The sequence below is a fragment of the Arthrobacter sp. 05T420 genome (genome assembly GCF_056396305.1).
Genome location: NZ_JBFTLG010000009.1, coordinates 1 through 20,791, shown reverse-complemented (window position 1 = coordinate 20,791; position 20,791 = coordinate 1). Strand labels below are relative to the sequence as shown.

The following is a 20,791-nucleotide window of genomic DNA, read 5'->3' as shown; positions in this document are numbered from 1 at the left end:
GATGATGGCCTCTCAACGCCGGCGAAGTTAGCTGTCGGGTTCGGATGAGGTCATCCGGCCGCACGGAACATCACGTGTCGGCTTCACCCCGAGGGCGCATGAAATGCAGAATGCCCGGGAACTCTGGGTCCCCCGCCTCTGCCTGGTCTAGCGGAATCCGGGAAGCGGCAGAGTTTGGCGTCCATCCGGATATGCGGCACCAATGGCAGCGCACTCCTAAGACGCTACAGGACCCCGGCGCTTAAGTCACATTTTGGTAACAGGAGTCACAGTGGCGGGGTGTCGGCTTGCGCCGGAACCCCGGCGGCGACCGAACTGCGGTTCGCGTGGTTGGCTACACCGACGGCGGCGCCGCGGGCAGCCGCACGGCGAACTCCGTGCGGCCCGGCCGGGACGTGACTTCGACGGTCCCTCCGTGGGCCTCCACGATCGACTGGACAATGGACAAACCCAACCCGCTCGTTCCCTCGGAGGTCGGCGCGGAAGTCGCCGTGCCCGGACGGCGGCTTCCGGTGGCCGGAACGCCAGCGGCACCAGAAACAGCACCAGAAACGGCACCAGAAACCGTGCCGGAAACCGAGCCTGCGGCGGCCCCGGACCGGGCCCCCGCCGTCGCGGCCACAGGGTTAGCTGCGGCGCTGGCTGCGGGATTGGTCCGCGCGGCGTCGGCCCGTGCGAAGCGGGCGAAGACCCGCCCAACGAATTCCGGGGCGATGCCGTTGCCGTTGTCCGTCACGGTGACCACGGCGCTTCCGTCAGCCGAACGCATGACACCCGTGACCACCTTGGTGCCGGGAGCCGTGTGTTTGCGTGCATTGGACAGGAGGTTGGCGAGGACCTGATGCAGCTGGGACGCGTCACCGCGCACCACCACGGGCTCCGCCGGAAGTTCCAGCTGCCAGATGCGGTCCGGGGCCATGACTTTCTCGTCGCTCACCGTCTCGATGGCCAGCTGCGTGAGATCGACGTCGGAGATCTTGAGCGGCTGTCCCTCGTCCAGGCGCGCCAGCAACAGCAGGTCCTCCACCAGGGTGGTCATCCGCTCGGACTGGCTTTGCACTCGGGCGAGGGATCTCTCGCCGTCGGGGGTGAAATGCTCGGTCATCCGCATCAGCTCCGTGTAACCGCGGATGGCTGTCAGCGGGGTGCGGAGTTCGTGCGAGGCGTCGGCGACGAACTGCCGCACCTTCATCTCGCTCTCCTGCCGCGCCTCGAGAGCGTTGGAGACGTTGTCCAGCATCTTGTTCAGCGCGTAGCCCACGCTGCCCACCTCTGTTCCGCGATGGGCCGCAGACGCCGGGACGCGCACTCCGAGCGCCACCTCGCCAGCGTCCAGCGGGAGGCGGGAGACATTGGTGGCCACTTCGGAGAGCTGTTCCAGCGGCTTCATGGTCCGCCGGATCAGGGCCGTACCGGCAAGACCGATCAGCACGAGTCCGCCGGCGGAGACCACCACCATGGTCCAGACCAACGAGGTCAGGGTGCTGTCCTTTTCTGCCAGCGGAAGTCCGGTGACAATCACGTCGCCATAGGGTGCCCGCACGGCGGTGAGCCGGTACGCGCCGGCCGAGAGGGTCCGGTCCACGGGCACACCGTTCGGGGTGAGCGCCAGGAGGGCCGCGTTGTCGTCGGGGGAGAGGCTCTTGCGAGTGGCGTCCCCGGCCAGGAAGCCGGCTCTACTGACCTCACCGTCCTCGATGCGGGCGTTCAGCGTCCCGACGCCCTGCCCCCTGGCTTCGAGGGGGTCGGGGCGGCCGGACGGGTTGCCGGACACGGGACGGCCGAAGTCGTTCGAGCGGCGGGAGGCATTGCTGAGCTGGTCATCGAGCTGTCGGGTGAGGAACAGGTCCATGGAGGCATAGCTGAACAGCCCCACGGCGCCGCAGATGGCCACAAGCAGCGCCATGGCGACGAGGACCAGGCGGGTGCGCAAATGCCACGTGGACGGGTTGCGCCAGTCGCGTCCGGGGACGCGGGTCATGCCGGAAAGCGTGGGCACGGATCAGTCCGCCGGCTTCAGGACGTAGCCGGCGCCGCGCACCGTGTGGATCATGGGCGCATGGTTGACGTCCACCTTCTTGCGGAGGTAAGAAATGTAGAGTTCCACGATGTTCGCCTGGCCGCCGAAGTCGTAGTCCCAGACGCGGTCCAGGATCTGGGCCTTGCTGATGACCCGTTTGGGGTTTTCCATGAGGTAGCGCAGCAGCTCGAACTGCGTGGCGGTCAGATGCAGCTCCTCGCCGGCCCTGGTGACTTCGCGGGTGTCGACATTGAGCACAAGGTCCCCCACCACGAGTTCGGCGGTGTCCATCGCGGCCACGCCTGAGCGCTGGACCAGCCGGTGCAGGCGCAGCAGCACCTCTTCCATGCTGAACGGCTTGGTGACGTAGTCATCGCCGCCGGCCGCGAGGCCGGTAATGCGGTCTTGGACGGCATCCTTGGCCGTGAGGAACAGCGCCGGAACCTCCGGCGCGAACGCGCGGATCCTGCTGAGCAGTTCGACGCCATCGAACCCGGGGAGCATCACGTCCAGCACCAGCACGTCGGGGCGGAACTCCTTGGCAAGCCGGACGGCTCCGGGCCCGTCTTCCGCGACAGCCACGGACCAGCCGGCCATTCGCAGGCCCATGCTCATGAGCTCGGAGAGGCTGGGCTCGTCGTCTACCACCAGCGCACGGATGGGGGAGCCGTTTGGATGCGTCAGCTGGGGCAGGTTGTTAGTCATGGAGTGCGAAGTGGCCATGGGACAACTCTCCGATCTGCCGGTTAGGCGGGGCTTTGGGGACCCTGTGCGGCACCTGTGAATCCCAGCCTAGCGAGCTGGATGCGCTTCGGGGGCTGTAGAAGGTGCAGCGGCTACGCGCAATCCGGTTTTCCCGTCCTGCCCGAACGTCACAGGCGCGGCTGTCGGCCCGCACAGCCGTGGCACAGGATCGCTCAGCAGTCTGGGGTGAACACCGATCCGCACCCTAAGGAGAAACACCATGAGCGGTCAGCATCCCGGAGCCGGTTCCGTTCCAGCCCCCAAGCCCGCCCCCGAATCGGCCCCCAACGTAGCGGCAGCAGCGGCGCCGGCGCCCGTGACCACGCCCCAGGCGGCTGTGCCCTACAGCGCAGGACAGTACAGCGCAGGGCACCCTGAAGCCGGGCAGTACAGCGCAGGGCACCCTGAAGCCGAGCAATACAGCGCAGGGCACCATGAATCGGGACACCCTGACGCCGGGCACAATGACGCTGGGCAGCACGACGCCGGGCAGCCGGCAGCCGGGGCTGCCTCCGGTTGGGGCGCGCCCCCGGTTTCGACAGTGCCGGCCCCGGCGACCACTTGGGGCATGCCCCGGCAGGAGTCGCAAGCCACGGCGGCCGCGACAGGTTGGGGCGCGCCGGGAGGCGCCGTCAGGACCGGCTCGGCGGCAAAGCCGTGGACCCTCACGCGGGGGCTCGCCGTCGCCGGGGCTGCAGCCGTCCTGGCAGTCGGCGCCGGGGTGGGGGTCTACGCCCTGACCTCAAGTTCAGCGGCAGCCAATGGCGCTGCCGGCACGGCCGCCGGTGGGGCGGCCGGCGGCGGGGTGGGCGGCCAGGGAGTTGCCCCGGGCATACCCGGTTCTGCACAGGGCGGTTTCACCGGAGGCGGCATGTCGGGCCGGAGCGGTCCCGGCGACTTTGCTGCCGGCGGGATGGGCGGCGGCCTTTCCGCCGCAGTGCATGCCGAATACGTGGTGCTGCAAGGATCCGAGTACACCACCATGGCCGAGCAGGTCGGCACCGTGAGCGAGATTAGCTCGTCCTCCGTCACGGTCAAGAGCAGTGACGGGTTCACGCGCAGCTACGCTTTGGGCGCCGACGTGGTGGTGAGTAATCTGCAACAGAGGCGCCAGCAGGCCGGCGGCTCGGGCACCCAGCTGAGCGTGGCGGACATCGTCGCAGGCGGGACCGTGCGGATCGTGGCGGCCAAGGACGGGTCCGGGTACACGGCGTCGTCGGTCATGGTTGTGGCGGCGACCGCCACCGGGCAGTCCAACTGACCCCCACCGCAGCCGCCGTTGCCGCCGGCCAGGCCGCAGTGGCGCCTGCCCACTCCGTGGACGGCCTCGCAGGAAACGGCGGACGGGCCGGGTTTTGCCTGTTTGCCATGCCGTGAATGATTTCAGTCGAATAGCAGGAAGGTCCGAATAATATTCGGTGAATACCACTTCCTGACCATTCGGTCGGCAAAACACTTGTTATTTTTTCGCCGACTGAGAATTGTGACTTGCGCGACAATTCACCGATCTATCTCACTATGTGGAACCTGGAGTCCTTTGTTACTTGCACGTTCGCATTGTTACGTTGCACACTTCAATTGTGAACAAGAACTCAACAGCACCTGCAGCTTCCTGGATCAGCACACCCGCTGGTACCGAGATGCGCTGTTGTCGAATGCACGCCTAACTTTTACACCCCTGAGAGTTTCTAGGCATTCGCCCCTAGCCCAGAGTCGGGCGCCCCTCCCCAATTTCATTGCGGGGAAAGAAGCATTCGAGCCGCGATGACGGCCATTTCACATTGAGGTAAGCATTCCATGTCAGTTGCATCCGGATACGTCCACATCTCCGTCCGTAACGCCAGCAAGGCTGGCCAGGCCTCCGGTATCCGCCAGGGCTTTGGCGGCCGCTCCGCGTTCGCACCGGCCGGCTCCGCCGGCAGCTTCCCCGCCCCCGGTTATGCAGCGCAGGGCTACAACCCTGACTCTTACGGCCAGCTCCGCGCCGTTCCGGCTGCCCCCGCCACGGCGCCCACGCCCGTGATTGCACCCGGTGTCGGCAGCCCGGTCCGTCCGGCCCCCAGCGACAACGTGGCTCGCGGTTTCGTGCTGTACATGGGGATCGACGAGGAAACCGCAGCTGCGGCCGGCACGTCCATCGCCAAGCTTGCCCAGGAAATCCGGGCCTACGCACAGTCGCTCGTTGCCGGCGCCGAAAGCTACGCCGCCGTCGCCGTCGCGCCGGCCAGCGCCCCGGGTTCCGCGCTCGACGTCGTCCGCTCGACTTTCGGTGACCCCACAGCAGGGGCCCGCCAGCGCACCGAGACCGCACGCCTGCAGCAGCCGCAGGATCCGCGGCCTTCCGGAGTGCTGATCGACCTCGCACGCCGTGAGGTGCACCTCGACGGCGAATCACTGAACCTGACATTCAAGGAGTTCGAGCTCCTGAACTACCTCGTGGAGAACGGCACCCGGACCGTGGGCCGCGACGAGCTCCTCGAAGGCCTGTGGCGGAACGCCGAAGAGGTCCCGAACGAGCGGACCATCGACGTCCACATCCGCCGTCTGCGTTCCAAGCTCGGCCGCCTCGCCAACACCGTGCGCACCGTGCGCGGCCAGGGCTACCGGTTCTACGAGCACCCCGAAGTAGTGGTCTGGGCCGCTCCGGAATACTCGATCTAGCTTTTAGCCCACGCAAAGCGTCCGTTCCTCTTGTAGGGCGGGCGCTTTTGCGTTTCCTGCGCTCGGTTTACGCGCGCCTAGCGGCACTTTGCCGTGCCTTAGACACCTCCTTCGTTCCTCAGTCGGCGATGCGGCACTACGCAAAGCGCCGCCATCCGCGCTTCCGCCGGGCAGTCACGTTCGGCCGCCTGCGCATTGGTCGCTTTGTGTGGGTGGCTGACGGGCATGTGCCTCCGCGGCTGGGGTGTCTTGTAGGAACCTCCATAGCTGAGGCGGCGAGGCCGGATTGTGGGGTCGCTGTTGGGCTCTGTTGCGGTTCTTGGGGCCGGCGTAGTCTCGGAGCGTTGAGCCGACAATTGGGAGGAAGACATGTCTGTTGCACGGATTACTACCCTGAGCGCGAACTCCAAGACCTCGTTCGATGCCGCCATCAAGGAGGGCGTCGACCGGGCCAACAAGACCCTGCGCAATGTCACGGGGGCGTGGGTAAAGGAACAGAAGGTTGAAATCAGCGACGGCGCCGTCGTTGCCTGGCACGTCGTGCTGGAAGTGACCTTTGTCCTTGAAGACTGAGCGGCCGCTGGTGGCATGGGCGTCTGGGAAGAGCCTCCGCACTAGGATTGGGGCATGAGCGCGCATCACATCAAACGGCTGGTGATCATGCGGCATGCCAAATCCGACTGGCCCGGCGGTGTTGCCGACCACGAAAGGCCGCTCGAAGAGCGCGGCCACAAAGATGCGCCCGTCGCCGGGAAGTGGCTGCTGAAGCACGGCGTGGTCCCTGATTTCATCCTCTGCTCCAGCGCGCTGCGGACCCGCCAGACCTGCACCTGGGTGTGCCACGCTCTGGGGGACAAAGCGCCGACGCCCAAGCTCGAGGATGGCCTGTATGCCGCGTCCGCCTTGCGCATGTTGGCGGTGATCAACCACGTCCCGGACACCGTGACCACGCTCATGGTGATTTCGCACATGCCCGGGGTGCAGGACCTCGCCATGCATCTCGCGTCACGCGATTCCGATCACGACGCCTATATGGATGCTGCAACGCGCTTTCCCACCAGCGCCCTGACCGTCCTGGAAACGGAAAAGTCCTGGTCCGAGCTGGACGGGCAAGACGCCAAGCTGACCCACTTCAAGGTTCCCCGCGCCAAATAGCCGCAGGTCCGCCCGGACATCGGTTGCCGAGACCATAGCTACCGGCCCAGTTCTGCGGTTTACTGTTGCTGTTTGCTGATGTGGTTTTTCCAGTGGTTTATGGGGCAGGTAAGCAACCTAAGAGAAAAGGCGGATCACCGTGGATTCAGGGCAGCTCATAGGAATTATCGTCGGCATCGTCGTGGTGCTCGCGATCGTGGCAGTCGCAGTCATGGTCAGCCGCAAGCGCAAAGTGGCGGCGGACCGGAACCGCGCCGCCGAAATGCGTGAACAGGCCAAGGCCGACGAATTCGCTGCGCGGGAACGTGATGCCAAAGCGGTGCGTGCCGAGGCCGACGCGCAGGAGGCCAACCTCGAAGCCGAGCGCCTGCGGGAGGAAGCCCGCACGCGCAAAGAAGAGGCAGAAAGCGTTCGTTCCGGCGCGCAGGAGCAACTGCGCAAAGCCGACGAAGTGGACCCCGACGTGGTGACGTCCGAACGCGAAGCCGAAGCCAAGGAAATGCCGACCCGCGCAGATTTGCGCTCCGAGAGGGCGGCCGCGCAGCCAGCGAACGGCACCCCCGCCTCCGCCGAGCAGGTATCCGGCGACCAGCGCAGCCGGGAGGACGTGACCCGGGCCGACACCCCACAGGGGCCGGAAACCGCCCAGCGGCCGGATACCCAGAGCCCGGATACCGCACAGGGGCCGGACACCACCCCCCGCGAAGACAGGCCGCGAAACCTCTGACCCGAGTCCTCAGAGCTCGAACCTGACCCGCGAACCTCTCGCCCGGACACTCTGAGACAGCAGGGGGTGGTGTGCCGGCTTCAGCGGCGGGCGGTGGTCCGGGCGGGAGACTTGGCAGCGGGCGGCTTGACCGGTGGCTTGGCCGGTGACTTTGCCGCGGGACGGGCCACCGCCCGTGGAACTGCCGGGCGAGCGGCAGTTCCCCTCGGCGTCGGACGCGGCGCGGACGGCCGCGGGCTCGCGGACCGGGTCCCCGCGCCTCGTGCGGAAGGCGCCGGGCGCCGCTGCGGGGCCCGGTCCGGGGCACGCCGGCCGCGGCTCCTGCCAGGCAGGACAGTGCCGGCGAACAGCAACAGCAACGTGACGGCCCCGGCGAGCGCGGCCAGATAGAAATACAAATCCGGATGCTCGGAATCGACGCGGGTGGATAGGGCGTCGGGATCGGGGTTGAAGGCCAGTCCCCACTGGCGCAGGAATGCGATCGCGAAAGCGATGAAGAGGATGCTGCCGACACCGCTCGCGACCAGGGTCTTGTGCCGGCGCCGGACCACCACCTCTGCAACGCAGGCCACATACGCTGTGGCCGCGGCCCCGACGAACCACACCAGCACCCACTCGTGCAGGGTGATTCCGGTCAGGACCAGAAGTGCCAGGGCAGCAAGGAACGCTCCGATGGCGACTTTCCCGCTGGTGCCCATGTGACGCATGTGAACAATCATGCCTGAGCGGGCGGCTGCTTCACGACGTAGCCGCGCATGGAGGCCATAATTGCGGCCACACTCTGCTCCCTGGTCCGCTCCGGGTTGTACGTCTGGCGGTCCAGGCCCACCACGAAACAGGCCCCAAAAATTGCCGTTTCGAGGCTGCCGCGGGATACGGCGGGGTCCACGGGATAGGCGGCGGCGACACCGTCGATGGCAGAGCCGATCACGGCGAGAAGACGCCCGCGGAGCTCGGCAAACGTGTCCTGCCATTCACTGGGGGTCCGCCAGTTTTCGCTGACCCAAAGCCGGGCGAAGGACGGGTACTCGGCCATGAAGTCCATGGCTTGGCCGATCATCTCCTCCATGGCGGCCAGGGGATCGGCGGAGTCGTCGCGGACGCTCAGGAGCCGTGCCATGAGGATGTCCACGCCGTAGCGCAGCAACTGGGCAATCAGGTCCGACTTGCTGCCGAAGTTGTAATACACCGTGCCCTTGGACACCCCGGCTGCCGTGGCGATCTCGTCCACCGTCACGCCCGCCGCGCCGCGCTCCCCGATCAGTTCCATGGACGCTTCGAACAGTTTCTGCTTCGTGGCGTTAGTACGGGCGGGCCGGAGCTTTTTCTCCGCGTCCCCGGGACCTGCCGGGCTGCCGCCGCTTTGGCTGGTGGTCATACGGCGATCTCCGGTTTCAGTGTCTTGAGGGTCCAGTATTTGTTCTTCCGGACGGCAACGGTTGACATTGCCAGTCCCAGCAAAGTGTAGCCAACCAGTCCAAGCATGGTGGGCAGGATGATGGCGAGATCGGCGCCGTAGATCAGGTGCCGCATGCCGCTGACCACGTAGCCCATCGGCAGGACCTGGTGCACCACGTGCAGGGGCTCGGGTGTGGTCTGCCACGGGAACGTGCCGCCAGAGGACACCAGCTGCAGCACCAGCAGGATGAGCACCACGAGCTTGCCAGGCGAGCCCAGCAGCGCCACCACACCCTGGATGATTGCGCTGAACGCCATCGCGGCGGCCAGCATGAGGAACCACATGAGCACCGGGTGGGCCGGGTCCAGTCCGAGACCCACGTCCACCACCAGGGTCAGCAGGCTCGCCTGGACGGCGGACACTGCCAGGAACGGAAGCCAGCCGCCGACGGCAATCTTCCAGGCCGGTGCATTGGAGGCCAACGCCCGCTGGGTGACCGGGCGCATGGCCTGCACCAACATGAAGATGCCGATCCACAAGGCCAGCGTCAGGAAGAACGGCGCCAGCCCGGCCCCGTAGGAACCGGCCTTGGCCTGCGAGACGTTGCTGACGGCGACCGGATCCGCCATGACCTTGGAGACGCTGTCCTTCTGGGCGTCGTCGGGGTTGGGGACCTTTCCGGCGCCCTGGGCGAGTTCTGTGGCGAGCGTTCCGGCGCCGTCGGAGGCCGTCGCTGCGCCGCTCTCCAGCTGCGCCGCGCCGTCGTCGAGTTTCTGGGCGCCCTGCACCAATTTGCCGGCGCCGTCGACGGCGTTCTGCTGGCCGGCAGCGAGGGCTGCCGAACCGGCGGCCAGCTGGTCAGCCCCGGCGGAGGCCTTGGCGACGGCGCGGCTGAGGGCGGGCGCGGCGTCGGCCAGTTGGGAGGCGCCGGCGCTGACGGCGGCGGAACCGTCGGCCAGCTTCTGGACCTGCCCGGCGGCGGCCTGCAGTTTGGCGGCGGAGGCAGAACCCGCGGCCGACGCCGCGGGCGCGGCGGGAGTGGCGTCGACGTCGGCCACCACCTTGTCTGCCTGATCCTGGGTGAGGACGCCGGAGGCGACCAGGTGGGCGGTGGACGTGACCACCCTGCTCCGTTGGGCCTGCACTGCGGCCTGCTGCGCGGCTTGTTGTGCGGCGGCGACTTGTCCAGGAATGGCCTGCACCTGGGCGTTGAGCGCGGCGTTGCCTGCGGCCACCTGGGCGGCGCCGTCTGCCAGCTGTTGTGCGTCGGCGGGCAGGGCTGCTGTCTTGTCCTTGAGCTGGGTGAGGCCGCTGCTGAGCTGACCGGCCCCGGTGCTGAGCGACGCGGCGCCGTCCTGTAGCTTGACCTCGCCGTCGTAGAGCTCGCTGGCGCCGGATTTGAGCCCGCCGGTGCCCTGGTGCAGGGCCACGGTGCCGTCGTGGACCCGGGCGACGCCGTCGGCCAGCTGGCCTGCGCCATCGGAGGCCTTGAGCATCTGCGTATGGATGGTGCCGAATCCGGTGAGGAGCTGGTTGGCCGTCTCCTCGCCCACCTCCTTGGCGACCGTCGTGTGCACCGCTGTGGTCAGTTTGTCCACGATGGTGCTCAGGAGATAGTTGTTGGCGTCGTTGGTGGTGACATTGAGCATGGCCTGGTTGGCGGCGTCGAAACTGCCGGGGGAGACCAGATTTGCGGAAAAGTCCTGCGGAATTTTTAGGGCGAAGGCGTAGGTGCCGTTGCTGACGCCCTGGTCTGCTTCCTCCGTGCTGGTGACCGTCTTCCAGTTGAAGACGTGGCCGTCCACCAGGCTCTCTGCCACCTTCCGGCCGGCCTCCAGCCGTGTGCCGTCGGCGGACGCGGCACCGGAGTCCTGGACTACCAGGGCGGCATCGATCTGGTTCAGCTTGCCGTACGGATCCCAGTTGGCGTAGAGGTACACGGCGCCGTAGAGCAGCGGAACGAGGGCCAGGGCCAGGATGGTCAGCTTGGGCAGCAGCCCGCCGGTCATGCGTTTGAGCTCGGAGCGGGCCAGCCGCAGCACAGTCACTTTGCGTCCTCGGTTTCGGGGGAGAAGGATTCGGGCAAGAAGGTTTGGGGAGGGCCAGCCACGTGAGCCGGGGCTCTGCGAACATCGGGTTCAGTCGGCGCGGGTTCGGCCAGTACGGGTTGGGCCGCTGCGGGTTGGGCCGCTGTGACTGCGTTGCCGATGGTGGCGGTAGCCCCGGTCCAGCTGTCCGGAATGCGGGTGACGGTGGCGACGACGGCGAGTGGCCGCCCGGCGTCGCGCGCCAGTTCCTGGAGCCGCGGCAGCCAGTCGGCAGCATCGCCGCTGTGCCGGTCGGGGGAGTCCACCACGAGGAGTTGGGTGTCCGGATTGGCGAGGGCGAGCGCCGTGAGGAGCCCGGTCCGCCGGCCCGCCGGCAGCTGCTCGGTCCAAAGCCCGGCGATATCTTCGAAATTATTGATCCTCAGCCAGGGAGTGCTGCGTGCGGCGCCGCGGTGGCGGCGGGGCACCAGGGCCAGGTCCTCGGTGACGAGGTCGCGGACGCTCAGGTGCTGTTCGGGCTCGTTGACGCCGGGGGAGTCGACCACGCTGCTTGCCTGCCGGAGCACTTTGATCCGGGCGTTTCCGTCCCAGCTCACCGTCCCGGCGGAGGGCTTCATCCGTCCACTCAGTGCCAGGGAAAGGGCGGTGCGCTGGTCCTGGCGGACACCTTCGACGAGCAGGAGGTTCCCGCGGGCGGCCTCCAGCGAGGTGGGCGGCAGCAGGTCATCCCGCCGGCCGGTCACGGAAAGCTGTTGTACGCAGAGCAAAGCGGGGCCTTTCGCAGAAACGATGTCCCCTCAAGGCTAACTAAACTGACCAGTCAGTTCAAATAGAATGCGTCCGGTGTGATGAACCAGACGTGCCGGCAGTCGGCCTCTGGCCGGCTCAGAGGCCGTACTCCTCCAGCAGGCGGAGCCAGACCTCGCTGATCGTCGGATAGGAGGGCACCGCGTGCCGCAGTCGGTCCAGCGGCACTTCCCCCACCACCGCAATCGTGGCGGCGTGCAGGAGCTCAGCCACATCCGGGCCGGCGAATGTGGCCCCCAGCAGGACCTGGCGGTCCTCGTCGATCACCAGCTGCGCCCAACCTTCGTAGTTTTCGGCGTGCAGGGAGGAACCGGCCACCTGGATGGGAAGCTCCACGGCGGAGGCCCGGAAACCATCTTTCTCCGCCTGCGCCACGGTCCGGCCGACATTTGCCAGCTCCGGGTCGGTGAACACCACGTTCGGCACCGCGTGCTCGTAGGCCGTCTGGGCAAAGCGGCTCCACGGGGCCGGCTCGCCGGTGAGTTCGCCCTTGGCCCGGGCGGCAATGGCATCTCCGGTGGCCCGGGCACCGTACTTGCCTTGGTGGGTCAGCATGGCCCGTCCGGCGGCGTCGCCGGCAGCGTAGAGCCACGGATTGCCGGACGCCTCGTTGTCAGTTGCGCGGTGGACTAGTCCGGTGGAATCGGTGGTCAGCCGCAGGGTCTGGCCCTCGGGCGCCGAGAGCCCGACGCTGTCCAGGCCGAGCCCGTCGAGGGCGGGGTGCCGGCCAGTGGTGACGAGCAGCTTGTCCGCCGTGACCGTAGCTCCGCGGGCCGTTCCCTGGTCTGGGCCTGCGGCAGGGCCCTCGCCCGGACCACTCTGGCGGTCCCCCTGGCGGCCGCCATCGAGCACGACGGTGAGGGAGCCGTCATCGTTCTCGCGCACGCTCCGGGTCCCGCTATGCAGGCGGAGGTCGACGCCGTCGGCGCGCAACCCGGCCGCGACCAGGTCGGCGGCCTGCGCCGGGAAAGCGCCCAAGAGGCTGCCGCGGGCCACCAGGGTGACGGAGGCGCCAAGGCGGGCGTAGGCCTGGGCGAGTTCGACGCCGGCGACCCCGCCGCCCAGGACCGCAAGCCGCGCCGGGACCGTGCGGGCGGAGGTGGCCTCCCTGGTGGTCCAGTACTCAATGTCGTGAAGCCCCTCCACCGGCGGCTGATTGGGGGTGGATCCCGTGGCGACCACCACAGCATGCCGGGCCGTCAGCGCATAGCTGTTGCCGTCCAGCCCTGCCACTTCGACCTGCCTCGGAGCGGTGATCCAGCCGTGGCCGCGGATCAGTTCGATCCCGGTGTCCTCCACCCACTTGACCTGGCTGTCGTCCTGCCAGTTCGAGGTGAAGTAGTCCCGGCGCTTCAGGACGGCAGCCGGATCCAGTGTGCGGGTGACGGCTTCCCGGGCTCCCGGGACTGTCTGCGCGCCGTGCAGTGCGGTGCCTGGACGCAGGAGCGCTTTCGAAGGCATGCAGGCCCAGTAAGAGCACTCGCCGCCTACCAGTTCCGCCTCGATGAGCACCGCTGTCAGGCCGCCCCGGACCACGCGATCCGCCACGTTCTCGCCCACGGCGCCCGCACCAATCACAATGACATCGAATTCCCGCAGAAGCTGTGCCGTCATGGCACCAGCCTACGCCGGGGCCATTGCCGGATCCGGGCGGGCGCCCCGGGCGCCAGCGGTGCTGGGATCTCGGCGTAACATGCCGGGCCGAACCCTTTGCAGGAGGGGGGACGGTCGCTACTGTTGGGACCATACTTGGGGGAGGAGGCGGCCATGGCCGCACGCAACATGACAACAGGCGCGGCCATACCGCTGGCGAGGTTCAGTGCCCAGGCCCGGCTCCGGGCGCTTCAGTCGGACATCCTGGAGCTGATCCTGGAACGGGACCTTGTTCCCGGGGACCCGTTGCCGACCGAAAACGAGCTCACTGCCTCACTCGGCGTCGGCCGCAACACCCTGCGGGAGTCCCTGAAGGCGCTCCAGGCGCTCGGCGTCATTGAGATCCGCCACGGGTTCGGCATGTTCGTGGCGCCCAACAATTTCGAGGCCCTGACCGACGGGCTCACCTTCCGGGCCAGGCTGTCCCTGCGCCACCAGGGTGAGGAAGCCCTGCAGCTTGTGGAGGTCCGGCAAGCCCTCGAATCCGGCCTGGTAGGCGCCGCCATGGAACGGATCAGCGCGGAGCAGTTGGCCGCCGTGGAGGAATCCGTGCACCAGATGGAAGAGCTGGCCGCTGCCGGGGAGCCGTTCATTGAGGCCGACGCGGAGTTCCACCGCAGGCTATTCGAGCCGCTGAACAACGATCTCTTGATCAGCCTCATGGATGTGTTCTGGAAGGTTTATCGCCGGATCCACCTGGAACTCGGCGATCCGTACGCCGTGGACCTCGTGGCGACGGCTGCGCAGCACAGAGGGATCTATGAGGCTGTCGCCTCCGCGGACAAAGCCCTGGCGGCCGAACGGCTCAGTACCCATTTCGACGCAATCCGCGACATCATCGCCCAGACCACGGACTGATCCGGGCGGCCGCGTAACCCTAACCCCCCGTTGCGGTATCACTTGTGGTTGCTATTAGATCAGTGTGACGACCATAGGAGATAGCGCAAGCGGGGCGGCTAGGGCTTAAAACAGAAGATCCGCCCCGGCGAACCGGGGCGGATCTTCTTTCTTCTGTGCGCCCAAAGGGATTCGAACCCCTGACCTTCTGTTCCGTAGACAGACGCTCTATCCAGCTGAGCTATGGGCGCATTCTCGGCTCTTGGAGAACTTCTCTCTCCCCGAACCTCGAATTACTTTACGCGAGGCCGGGCCTAGTTACAAATCGACGCGGGTGTAATTTGGCCGACTAGACCGGTCTACGTGACCTTAGTCACAAAAGACGTGCCTGTCGGCTGACTACTTCCTTGAATTTCCGCGGTTTTTGATTTGTGCCGGTCTAGTCATCCCATGTCCGGGCCCGGAATGGGCACCCCTCCGAGCCCTAGCATTTAGGACACACCACTGAACCCGAGGAAGGGAACCGTAATGGGAGATCTGGCGCGATTGCCGTTGCTTGAAAAAGCACCCACCACACATGCCGGTCTGCTGGCATGGGTAGAAGAGGTGGCTGAACTGACACAGCCGGACCGGATCTACTGGGTTGACGGGTCGGATGCGGAAAACACGCGGCTCACAGACGAGCTCGTTGCCGCTGGCACCCTGACCCGGCTGAACGAGGATCTCTTCCCCAAGTCCTTCGCGGCGTTCTCGGATCCCGCCGACGTGGCCCGGGTCGAAGAGCAGACCTTCATCTGCTCCGAGAAGGAACACGACGCCGGCTTCACCAATAACTGGATGGCCCCGGCGCAGATGAAGGAAAAGCTGCGCGGCCTGTTCGCCGGCTCCATGCGCGGCCGCACCATGTACGTGATCCCCTTCGTGATGGGCCACCTGGACGCCGAGGACCCGAAATTCGGCGTAGAAATCACCGACAGCGCCTACGTGGTCGCCTCCATGCGCATCATGGCCACTATCGGCACCAAGGTCCTGGACAAGATCACCGCGACCAACGCGTTCTTCGTCCCGGCGCTGCACTCGCTGGGCGCCCCGCTGGCCCCCGGCCAGGCTGATGTCCCGTGGCCCTGCAACCCGGACAAGTGGATTGTCCATTTCCCGGAGGAGCGCTCCATCTGGTCCTTCGGTTCCGGCTACGGCGGCAACGCCCTGCTGGGTAAGAAGTGCTACGCCCTGCGCATCGCCTCGGTGATGGCACGCGACGAAGGCTGGCTTGCCGAGCACATGCTCATCCTCAAGCTGACCTCGCCGGAGAAGAAGAACTACTACGTCTCCGCCGCGTTCCCCTCGGCCTGCGGTAAGACCAACCTCGCCCTGCTGGATCCGACCATTGAGGGCTGGAAAGTCGAAACCCTCGGGGACGACATCACCTGGATGCGGTTCGGCAAGGAAGGCGAGCTGCGCGCCGTCAACCCTGAGGCCGGCCTGTTCGGCGTGGCTCCGGGCACCGGCTGGGGCACCAACCCCAACGCGATGCGCGCCATCGCCAAGGGCCACAGCATCTTCACCAACGTCGCCCTCACGGATGACGGCGGCGTGTGGTGGGAGGGCATGACCGAGGACGTGCCCGCGCACCTGACCGACTGGCAGGGTAACTCCTGGACCCCGGATTCGGACAAGCCCGCTGCCCACCCGAACTCCCGCTTCTGCACGCCGATCGACCAGATCGACATGCTGGCCGAGGAGTACTACAACCCGGACGGCGTGGAGCTTTCCGCGATCCTGTTCGGTGGCCGCCGCAAGACCACCATCCCGCTGGTCACCGAGGCGCGCAGCTGGTCCAACGGCATTTTCATGGGTTCGACCCTGTCCTCCGAGACCACTGCCGCAGCTGCCGGTGCCGTCGGCGTTGTCCGCCGGGATCCGATGGCGATGCTGCCCTTCATTGGCTACGACGCAGGCGATTACCTGAACCACTGGGTTAACCTGTCCGCCAAGGCCAACCCGGAGCGCCTGCCCAAGATCTTCCTGGTCAACTGGTTCCGCCGCAATTCCGAGGGCGGCTTCGCGTGGCCCGGATTCGGTGACAACTCGCGTGTCCTGAAGTGGGCCATCGAACGCCTCGAGGGCAAGGCCGACGCCGTGGAGACCCCCATCGGGTTCGTCCCCACCGCGGACGCGATCGACCTCACCGGCCTGGATATGACCCCCGCCCAGATTGAAGAGGCCGTCCGGGTTGATCCGGCCGAGTGGGCCACCGAGCTGGCCTCCATCGAGGATTGGTTCGCCAACTTCGGCAGCTCGCTGCCTGAGGCGCTGCGTGCTGAACTCGCAGGACTGAAGGAGCGCATGGCTGCCGAGCAGTAGCAGCCGGCACAACAGCACCTATAATAGTGCAATAGCGACGGCGGCCCCGCACCTTTCAAAGGTGCGGGGCCGCCGTTTCGCGTTGCGCCGTTTCCGTTGCGGCCATTCCGGCTGCGGCGGGTCCTGCCGGGACTTAGGTCCCTAGGCCATATCCGGACCGGTGCCTAGGCTTGTCCGCATTCCACCAGCCGCGCAGCGAGACTTCAGGAGTGCACCATGCTTGTCAACGACGACATCCATGCCTTGTCCAGGGCGGTGAGCGGCCCGGTCGTGTTGCCGGACAGCCCCGAATTCGCCGAGGAGACGTTTGCGTTCAACCTCGCCACCGTCCACCGGCCCGACGTCGTCCTTGGTGCCGCGGACGCGCGGGACGTCGCCGCCGGAGTGAAATGGGCGGCCGAGCGCAGGCTGCCGGTGTCCGTCCAGTCCACCGGGCACGGGGCGGAATCCGCCGTCGAGGGCGGGCTGCTCATCACCACGCGGCGTCTGCAGGAGCTGCATATCGACCCGGTCCAGCGGACCGCCCGGGTCGGCGCCGGAGTGAAATGGCGGAGCGTCCTGGAAGCGAGCGTCCCGCACGGGCTGATCGGACTGCACGGCTCGAGCACCGACGTCGGTGTCGTCGGGTACACGGTCGGCGGCGGGCTGCCCGTGCTCGGCCGCGCCCACGGCTTCGCGGCGGACCACGTCCGGAGCATGGAGGTGGTTACCGCCGATGGCGCGCTGCGCCGGATCGATGCCGAGGCCGAAGCTGAGCTGTTCGCGCTGATGTGCGGGGGCAAGGGCAACTTCGGGATCGTCACCGCGCTCGAGTTCAACCTCTTTGAGCTCGGGGATTTTTACGGCGGGGGGATCATCTACCCCGGGGCGGATGCGGCTGCGGTTCTGACCGCGTTCCGCGAGTGGCTACCCACGCTGCCTGACGACAGCTCGCCGTCGATCTCCCTGCTGCGGCTCCCGGACATGGACTTCGTTCCGCCGCCCCTCCGGGGCCAGTTCGTGGTGCATCTGCGCTTTGCGTTCCTGGGGAACCGCGAGGACGGCGACGCGCTGCTTGCCCCGATGCGCGCGGTCTCGACCCCGTTGATGGACACGGCCGGACCCATGAGTTACCTGGACGTCGACCAGATCCACATGGACCCGGCGGATCCGCTCCCCTTCTCGGACGGCGGCGCGCTCCTGAAGGATTTTGGCGAGGAGGCTGCCGCGGAACTGCTCAGGCTGGCGGGGGACGGTGCGGACTGTCCGCTGCTCTTGATCGAGATCCGGCCCCTCGGCGGGGCGCTGTCCCGTGCCGGCGTCCTCCCGAACGCTGTGTCCGGACGCGACGCGGCGTTCCTGCTGTTCCTCGTCGGGCTAAGAGTGCCGGGAGCCGCAGAGGCCGTCGCCGCATCCATCCGCGGCATCCTTGCCGCGATGGCTCCCCACTCCACCGGGTACACGTTGGTGAACTTCCACGGCGAGCCCGGCGACGACGCTGACCGGGCCCGGGCCTGGTCGCCGGAGGTCTATGAGCGGATGCGGGCCGCGAAGTCCAGCTACGATCCCGGCAACCTCCTCCGCTTCGGCCACGCGATCAGCGGGGCGCCGGTCGCGGGTTGACGTCCGCTGCGAGGACCGCGCGGGCACAGCTGCACGACGGTGGCCCCGCACCTTCGCGAAGAGGTGTGGGGCCGCCGTCGAACTCTGATCGATTGCTCCGTAAACGCCCTTTTGGCCTCTCAAAAGGGCGGTTACGGAGCAATCGATGGGTATTTCAGCTGGCGAGCCAGATGTCCGGGCCGAAGACCTCATAGTGGATTTTCGTGGCCGGGATGCCGGCGTTGATGGCCTGGCTGCGGATGCTCTTCATGAACGGCAGCGGACCGCACAGGTACAAGGACGCGTTGGCCGGGAGGTCCACCTCGCGCAGGGACATGAAGCCCGCGTTGGAGCCGGGCTGCGGTTCTTCAAGCCAGAGTTGCAGGTCGGCGCCGTCGAGGCGTTCGACGTCGTCCGTCATCTGGGAGCGCAGCGCCCAGCTGTCCAGCGTGCTTTCCGCGTGCAGGACCAGGACCTGGCGGTCCGAGCCGGACTCGGCCAGGGAGCGCAAGATGGAGGCCGTGGGCGTGCAGCCGATGCCGGCCGAGGCCAGGACCACGGGGCCATCGCCGTCCTTGAGCGTGATTTCGCCGTAGGGGTTGGAGATCTCCAGGACGTCGCCCACCTGGACGCTGTTGTGCAGCACGGGGGAGACCTCGCCGCCGTCGTCGACTTTGGTGGTGAAGCTGCGGCTGGTGCCGGCGTCGCCGGAGAGGGAGTACTGGCGGACCTGGCGCAGTCCGTCCGGAAGCGTGACCTTGACGCTGACGTACTGGCCGGGCAGCGCCGCGGTGATGGGGGTGTCGTCGGCCGGTTCGAGGGTGAAGGTCATGGAGCCGGTGCCGGCCGGGGTCTTGGCGGCCACTTTCCAGGGGGTCCACATCTTGCCGTTGGCCTGGGCGGCGTAGAGGCCCTTCTCGAGCTTGATCAGGGCGTCGGCCATGAGCCAGTAGACCTCGGTCCAGGCTTCGGCGATTTCCGGGGTGATGACCTCGGCCAGGTCCTCGGCGATGGCGGCGAAGAGGTGTTCGTAGACCACCTGGTACTGCGGTTCGGTGATGCCGAGGGAGGCATGGCGGTGGGCGATCCGGGACAGCACGGTCTCCGGCAGGGTGTCCGGGTTGTTGACCAGGTGGCTGGCGAAAGCGGCGATGCTTCCGGCCAGGGCCTGCTGCTGATTGCCAGAGCGCTGGTTGGACCGGCTGAACAGGCCATCGAGCAGCTCGGGGTGGGCAGCGAACAGGCGGGCGTAGAACTTGGGGGTGATGTCCCCGATCCGGGAACCGACCAGCGGCAGGGTGGCCTCGATGACTGGGAAGGATTTGTCCGAGAGCATGCTGACTCCTGAGGTAGTGGCCCGGGGGTCTTTAACCGGACCGCGAGACAAATACTGTCATTTGGAATGCAAGTATTTATGCCTCAGTTCTACACGCCGTAGAAAAATGGAGCAAATCGGCCGGATCCCGGGCGTGGCGGCTACAGGACATGACCGCCGCTTGCGGCCGGCGGCCCGGTCCGTCGGGTCACTGCGCGGGCATCAGTGGCAGCTGTCGCTGCCCGAGAACGAACCGGTTGTGCCGAAGTTGGTAAATGTCATGCCCGTCAGCGGGAGGAACTCCCAGGAGTAGGAACCCGCGTTGAGGGTCAGCTTCAGCGGCCCGAATACCCCGCGGTTCCGCGCCACCATTGCAGGGAGAAGCGGATCGGAGTTCGGTGTCAGTGACTGCAGATCGGCGCCGCCGCCGCCCGCGGTAAAGGATCGAATGCCGGCAGCGGAGAGAACGGGTGCACCCGTCCCCGAGGCGCCGATAGGCCTGAAGATTTCGCTCACGTGGTTGTGCGCGGAAACCACGACGTCGACGCCGTGGGCAGCCATGAGGTCCCACATTGGTCCCAGTGCCGGATACGAACCGTGGTTCATGCCCGTCGACCAACGGGGGTGGTGGGTGGCCACGAGGGTGCATGCGGTCGGGGAATTCGTGAGTTGGTTCTGGAGCCACTGGTACTGCGGGCTGCCGACGCCGCATCCGCCTGTCACTCCGCCGGCATCGCATTCGCTGTTCAGGGCGATGAAAGTCCACGCGCCGATGGTCGTGGCGTAATAACCGTCCGGACGGGTCCCGAAGGCACCACTTGTGACGCCTGCTCCGTAAAAGTAGTCAAAATAGCCGCGGGTGTTGTCGCCGTATTCATGGTTGCCGAGCACAGGAAGTGTAAGGGCCTTGAGAACGCCGTAGGTGTCGTTGTAGCTGCCGGACCCCAGGAACTCGGCAAGGGTGCCGGTCTGATACTGAAGATCCCCCAGGGCGAGGAACCGGTCCGGCGCCGCGGACGCGACCAGCGCGGCGACGTCGCCGTGGCGGCACGTCGAGGACGTGACGGGCGTGCCGGGGGCGCAGGCCATGTCGCCGACGGCCAGCACGGTCGCGGTCCCGCCGGGAGGGGGTGGGGGCGGGGTCCCGCCGGTGTAGGTGAGGTTGAGGACGGGGCGCAGTGAGGCGGAGGCCTGGAGTGACCAGAACCATGAGCTGTCGGTGCCGGTGCCGGTCAGGGCGAGCGTTCTCGACCCGGTCCAGCCGGAGATCTGGCTGGTGTCGAGGGTGATGCCGTACGTCGTGTTGGGCACGGTGCCGCCGGGCAGGGTCCCGAGGGTCCCGGAGACCGTGGGCCGGTTGGCGTAGAAGGTGCCGGTTTCGGACCATGAGTCTGTTGCGGCCCGGACGTTGAGCGTGTTGGCGGATCCTGCGGAGGCCAGGCTGGTGGTGCGCAGGCGCAGGCTCGCGCCCGTCAGGAGA

17 protein-coding genes, 1 tRNA gene and 1 riboswitch are annotated in these 20,791 nt (G+C 67.1%); of the genes, 8 read left to right on the top strand and 10 right to left on the bottom strand.

Annotated features, from left to right (window positions below):
* Positions 1-4: 4 nt before the first annotated feature.
* Positions 5-163, bottom strand: a riboswitch (cyclic di-AMP (ydaO/yuaA leader).
* Between the two features lie 171 nt (positions 164-334).
* Complete coding sequence (locus AC1DEM_RS10270; RefSeq protein ID WP_476884265.1) at positions 335-1,981, bottom strand: sensor histidine kinase; 1,647 nt, start codon at positions 1,979-1,981, stop codon at positions 335-337.
* A gap of 21 nt (positions 1,982-2,002) precedes the next feature.
* On the bottom strand, positions 2,003-2,743 hold the full coding sequence (locus AC1DEM_RS10265; RefSeq protein WP_277526538.1) for a response regulator transcription factor: 741 nt from the start codon (positions 2,741-2,743) through the stop codon (positions 2,003-2,005).
* A 241-nt stretch (positions 2,744-2,984) separates the two neighbouring features.
* Between AC1DEM_RS10265 and AC1DEM_RS10260 the strand changes: the two genes are divergently transcribed.
* The 5 genes from AC1DEM_RS10260 (at position 2,985) to AC1DEM_RS10240 (ending at position 7,307) form a co-directional block, all read left to right on the top strand.
* Complete coding sequence (locus AC1DEM_RS10260) at positions 2,985-4,025, top strand: hypothetical protein (protein ID WP_476884264.1); 1,041 nt, start codon at positions 2,985-2,987, stop codon at positions 4,023-4,025.
* 536 nt (positions 4,026-4,561) lie between these two features.
* On the top strand, positions 4,562-5,425 hold the full coding sequence (locus tag AC1DEM_RS10255; protein ID WP_476884263.1) for a winged helix-turn-helix domain-containing protein: 864 nt from the start codon (positions 4,562-4,564) through the stop codon (positions 5,423-5,425).
* A gap of 369 nt (positions 5,426-5,794) precedes the next feature.
* On the top strand, positions 5,795-5,998 hold the full coding sequence (locus tag AC1DEM_RS10250) for a dodecin family protein (protein ID WP_230012628.1): 204 nt from the start codon (positions 5,795-5,797) through the stop codon (positions 5,996-5,998).
* A gap of 54 nt (positions 5,999-6,052) precedes the next feature.
* The gene (locus AC1DEM_RS10245; protein WP_476884262.1) at positions 6,053-6,580 is read left to right on the top strand and encodes a SixA phosphatase family protein; all 528 of its coding nucleotides are present in this window, start codon (positions 6,053-6,055) and stop codon (positions 6,578-6,580) included.
* A 139-nt stretch (positions 6,581-6,719) separates the two neighbouring features.
* Positions 6,720-7,307 (top strand): hypothetical protein, encoded by a 588-nt coding sequence (locus AC1DEM_RS10240; RefSeq protein WP_476884261.1) that lies wholly within the window; start codon positions 6,720-6,722, stop codon positions 7,305-7,307.
* A gap of 80 nt (positions 7,308-7,387) precedes the next feature.
* On the opposite strand, the gene AC1DEM_RS10235 is transcribed toward AC1DEM_RS10240, so the two are convergent.
* From AC1DEM_RS10235 to AC1DEM_RS10215, 5 genes are all read right to left on the bottom strand, one after another.
* A complete protein-coding gene (locus tag AC1DEM_RS10235) occupies positions 7,388-8,014 on the bottom strand; it encodes a hypothetical protein (RefSeq protein WP_476884260.1) in 627 nt (208 codons plus the stop codon).
* Positions 8,015-8,022: 8 nt separating this feature from the next.
* Entirely contained in the window at positions 8,023-8,685 is a 663-nt protein-coding gene (locus tag AC1DEM_RS10230) for a TetR/AcrR family transcriptional regulator (protein WP_476884259.1), read from the bottom strand.
* Complete coding sequence (locus AC1DEM_RS10225) at positions 8,682-10,754, bottom strand: YhgE/Pip family protein (RefSeq protein ID WP_476884258.1); 2,073 nt, start codon at positions 10,752-10,754, stop codon at positions 8,682-8,684. The genes AC1DEM_RS10230 and AC1DEM_RS10225 overlap by 4 nt, the downstream gene beginning before the upstream one ends.
* Positions 10,751-11,521, bottom strand: coding sequence for an ABC transporter ATP-binding protein (locus tag AC1DEM_RS10220; RefSeq protein ID WP_476884257.1), 771 nt, complete (start codon positions 11,519-11,521; stop codon positions 10,751-10,753). The genes AC1DEM_RS10225 and AC1DEM_RS10220 overlap by 4 nt, the downstream gene beginning before the upstream one ends.
* 118 nt (positions 11,522-11,639) lie before the next feature.
* The gene (locus AC1DEM_RS10215) at positions 11,640-13,175 is read right to left on the bottom strand and encodes a dihydrolipoyl dehydrogenase family protein (protein WP_476884256.1); all 1,536 of its coding nucleotides are present in this window, start codon (positions 13,173-13,175) and stop codon (positions 11,640-11,642) included.
* A 153-nt stretch (positions 13,176-13,328) separates the two neighbouring features.
* On the opposite strand from AC1DEM_RS10215, the gene AC1DEM_RS10210 reads away from it, so the two are divergent.
* Positions 13,329-14,072: a FadR/GntR family transcriptional regulator gene (locus AC1DEM_RS10210; protein WP_476884255.1), complete on the top strand. Its 744-nt coding sequence runs from the start codon at positions 13,329-13,331 to the stop codon at positions 14,070-14,072.
* Between the two features lie 156 nt (positions 14,073-14,228).
* Here the strand turns inward: AC1DEM_RS10210 and AC1DEM_RS10205 are convergent.
* A tRNA-Arg gene (locus AC1DEM_RS10205) sits at positions 14,229-14,302 on the bottom strand.
* Positions 14,303-14,579: 277 nt separating this feature from the next.
* Between AC1DEM_RS10205 and AC1DEM_RS10200 the strand changes: the two genes are divergently transcribed.
* Entirely contained in the window at positions 14,580-16,415 is a 1,836-nt protein-coding gene (locus tag AC1DEM_RS10200) for a phosphoenolpyruvate carboxykinase (GTP) (RefSeq protein ID WP_476884254.1), read from the top strand.
* Between the two features lie 216 nt (positions 16,416-16,631).
* Positions 16,632-18,017, top strand: a complete 1,386-nt coding sequence (locus AC1DEM_RS10195) for an FAD-binding oxidoreductase (protein WP_476884253.1) — start codon at positions 16,632-16,634, stop codon at positions 18,015-18,017.
* A gap of 154 nt (positions 18,018-18,171) precedes the next feature.
* On the opposite strand, the gene AC1DEM_RS10190 is transcribed toward AC1DEM_RS10195, so the two are convergent.
* The gene (locus tag AC1DEM_RS10190) at positions 18,172-19,332 is read right to left on the bottom strand and encodes a globin domain-containing protein (RefSeq protein ID WP_476884252.1); all 1,161 of its coding nucleotides are present in this window, start codon (positions 19,330-19,332) and stop codon (positions 18,172-18,174) included.
* A gap of 201 nt (positions 19,333-19,533) precedes the next feature.
* On the bottom strand, positions 19,534-20,791 hold a 1,258-nt coding region (locus tag AC1DEM_RS10185), incomplete at its 5' end, for a metallophosphoesterase (protein ID WP_476884251.1).

Bases quoted from the DNA above. Each gene is read 5' to 3' on its own strand.
- AC1DEM_RS10270 (WP_476884265.1), bottom strand. From the start codon at position 1,981: ATGACCCGCGTCCCCGGACGCGACTGGCGCAACCCGTCCACGTGGCAT.
- AC1DEM_RS10265 (WP_277526538.1), bottom strand. From the start codon at position 2,743: ATGGCCACTTCGCACTCCATGACTAACAACCTGCCCCAGCTGACGCAT.
- AC1DEM_RS10260 (WP_476884264.1), top strand. From the start codon at position 2,985: ATGAGCGGTCAGCATCCCGGAGCCGGTTCCGTTCCAGCCCCCAAGCCC.
- AC1DEM_RS10255 (WP_476884263.1), top strand. From the start codon at position 4,562: ATGTCAGTTGCATCCGGATACGTCCACATCTCCGTCCGTAACGCCAGC.
- AC1DEM_RS10250 (WP_230012628.1), top strand. From the start codon at position 5,795: ATGTCTGTTGCACGGATTACTACCCTGAGCGCGAACTCCAAGACCTCG.
- AC1DEM_RS10245 (WP_476884262.1), top strand. From the start codon at position 6,053: ATGAGCGCGCATCACATCAAACGGCTGGTGATCATGCGGCATGCCAAA.
- AC1DEM_RS10235 (WP_476884260.1), bottom strand. From the start codon at position 8,014: ATGCGTCACATGGGCACCAGCGGGAAAGTCGCCATCGGAGCGTTCCTT.
- AC1DEM_RS10230 (WP_476884259.1), bottom strand. From the start codon at position 8,685: ATGACCACCAGCCAAAGCGGCGGCAGCCCGGCAGGTCCCGGGGACGCG.
- AC1DEM_RS10215 (WP_476884256.1), bottom strand. From the start codon at position 13,175: ATGACGGCACAGCTTCTGCGGGAATTCGATGTCATTGTGATTGGTGCG.
- AC1DEM_RS10210 (WP_476884255.1), top strand. From the start codon at position 13,329: ATGGCCGCACGCAACATGACAACAGGCGCGGCCATACCGCTGGCGAGG.
- AC1DEM_RS10200 (WP_476884254.1), top strand. From the start codon at position 14,580: ATGGGAGATCTGGCGCGATTGCCGTTGCTTGAAAAAGCACCCACCACA.
- AC1DEM_RS10195 (WP_476884253.1), top strand. From the start codon at position 16,632: ATGCTTGTCAACGACGACATCCATGCCTTGTCCAGGGCGGTGAGCGGC.
- AC1DEM_RS10190 (WP_476884252.1), bottom strand. From the start codon at position 19,332: ATGCTCTCGGACAAATCCTTCCCAGTCATCGAGGCCACCCTGCCGCTG.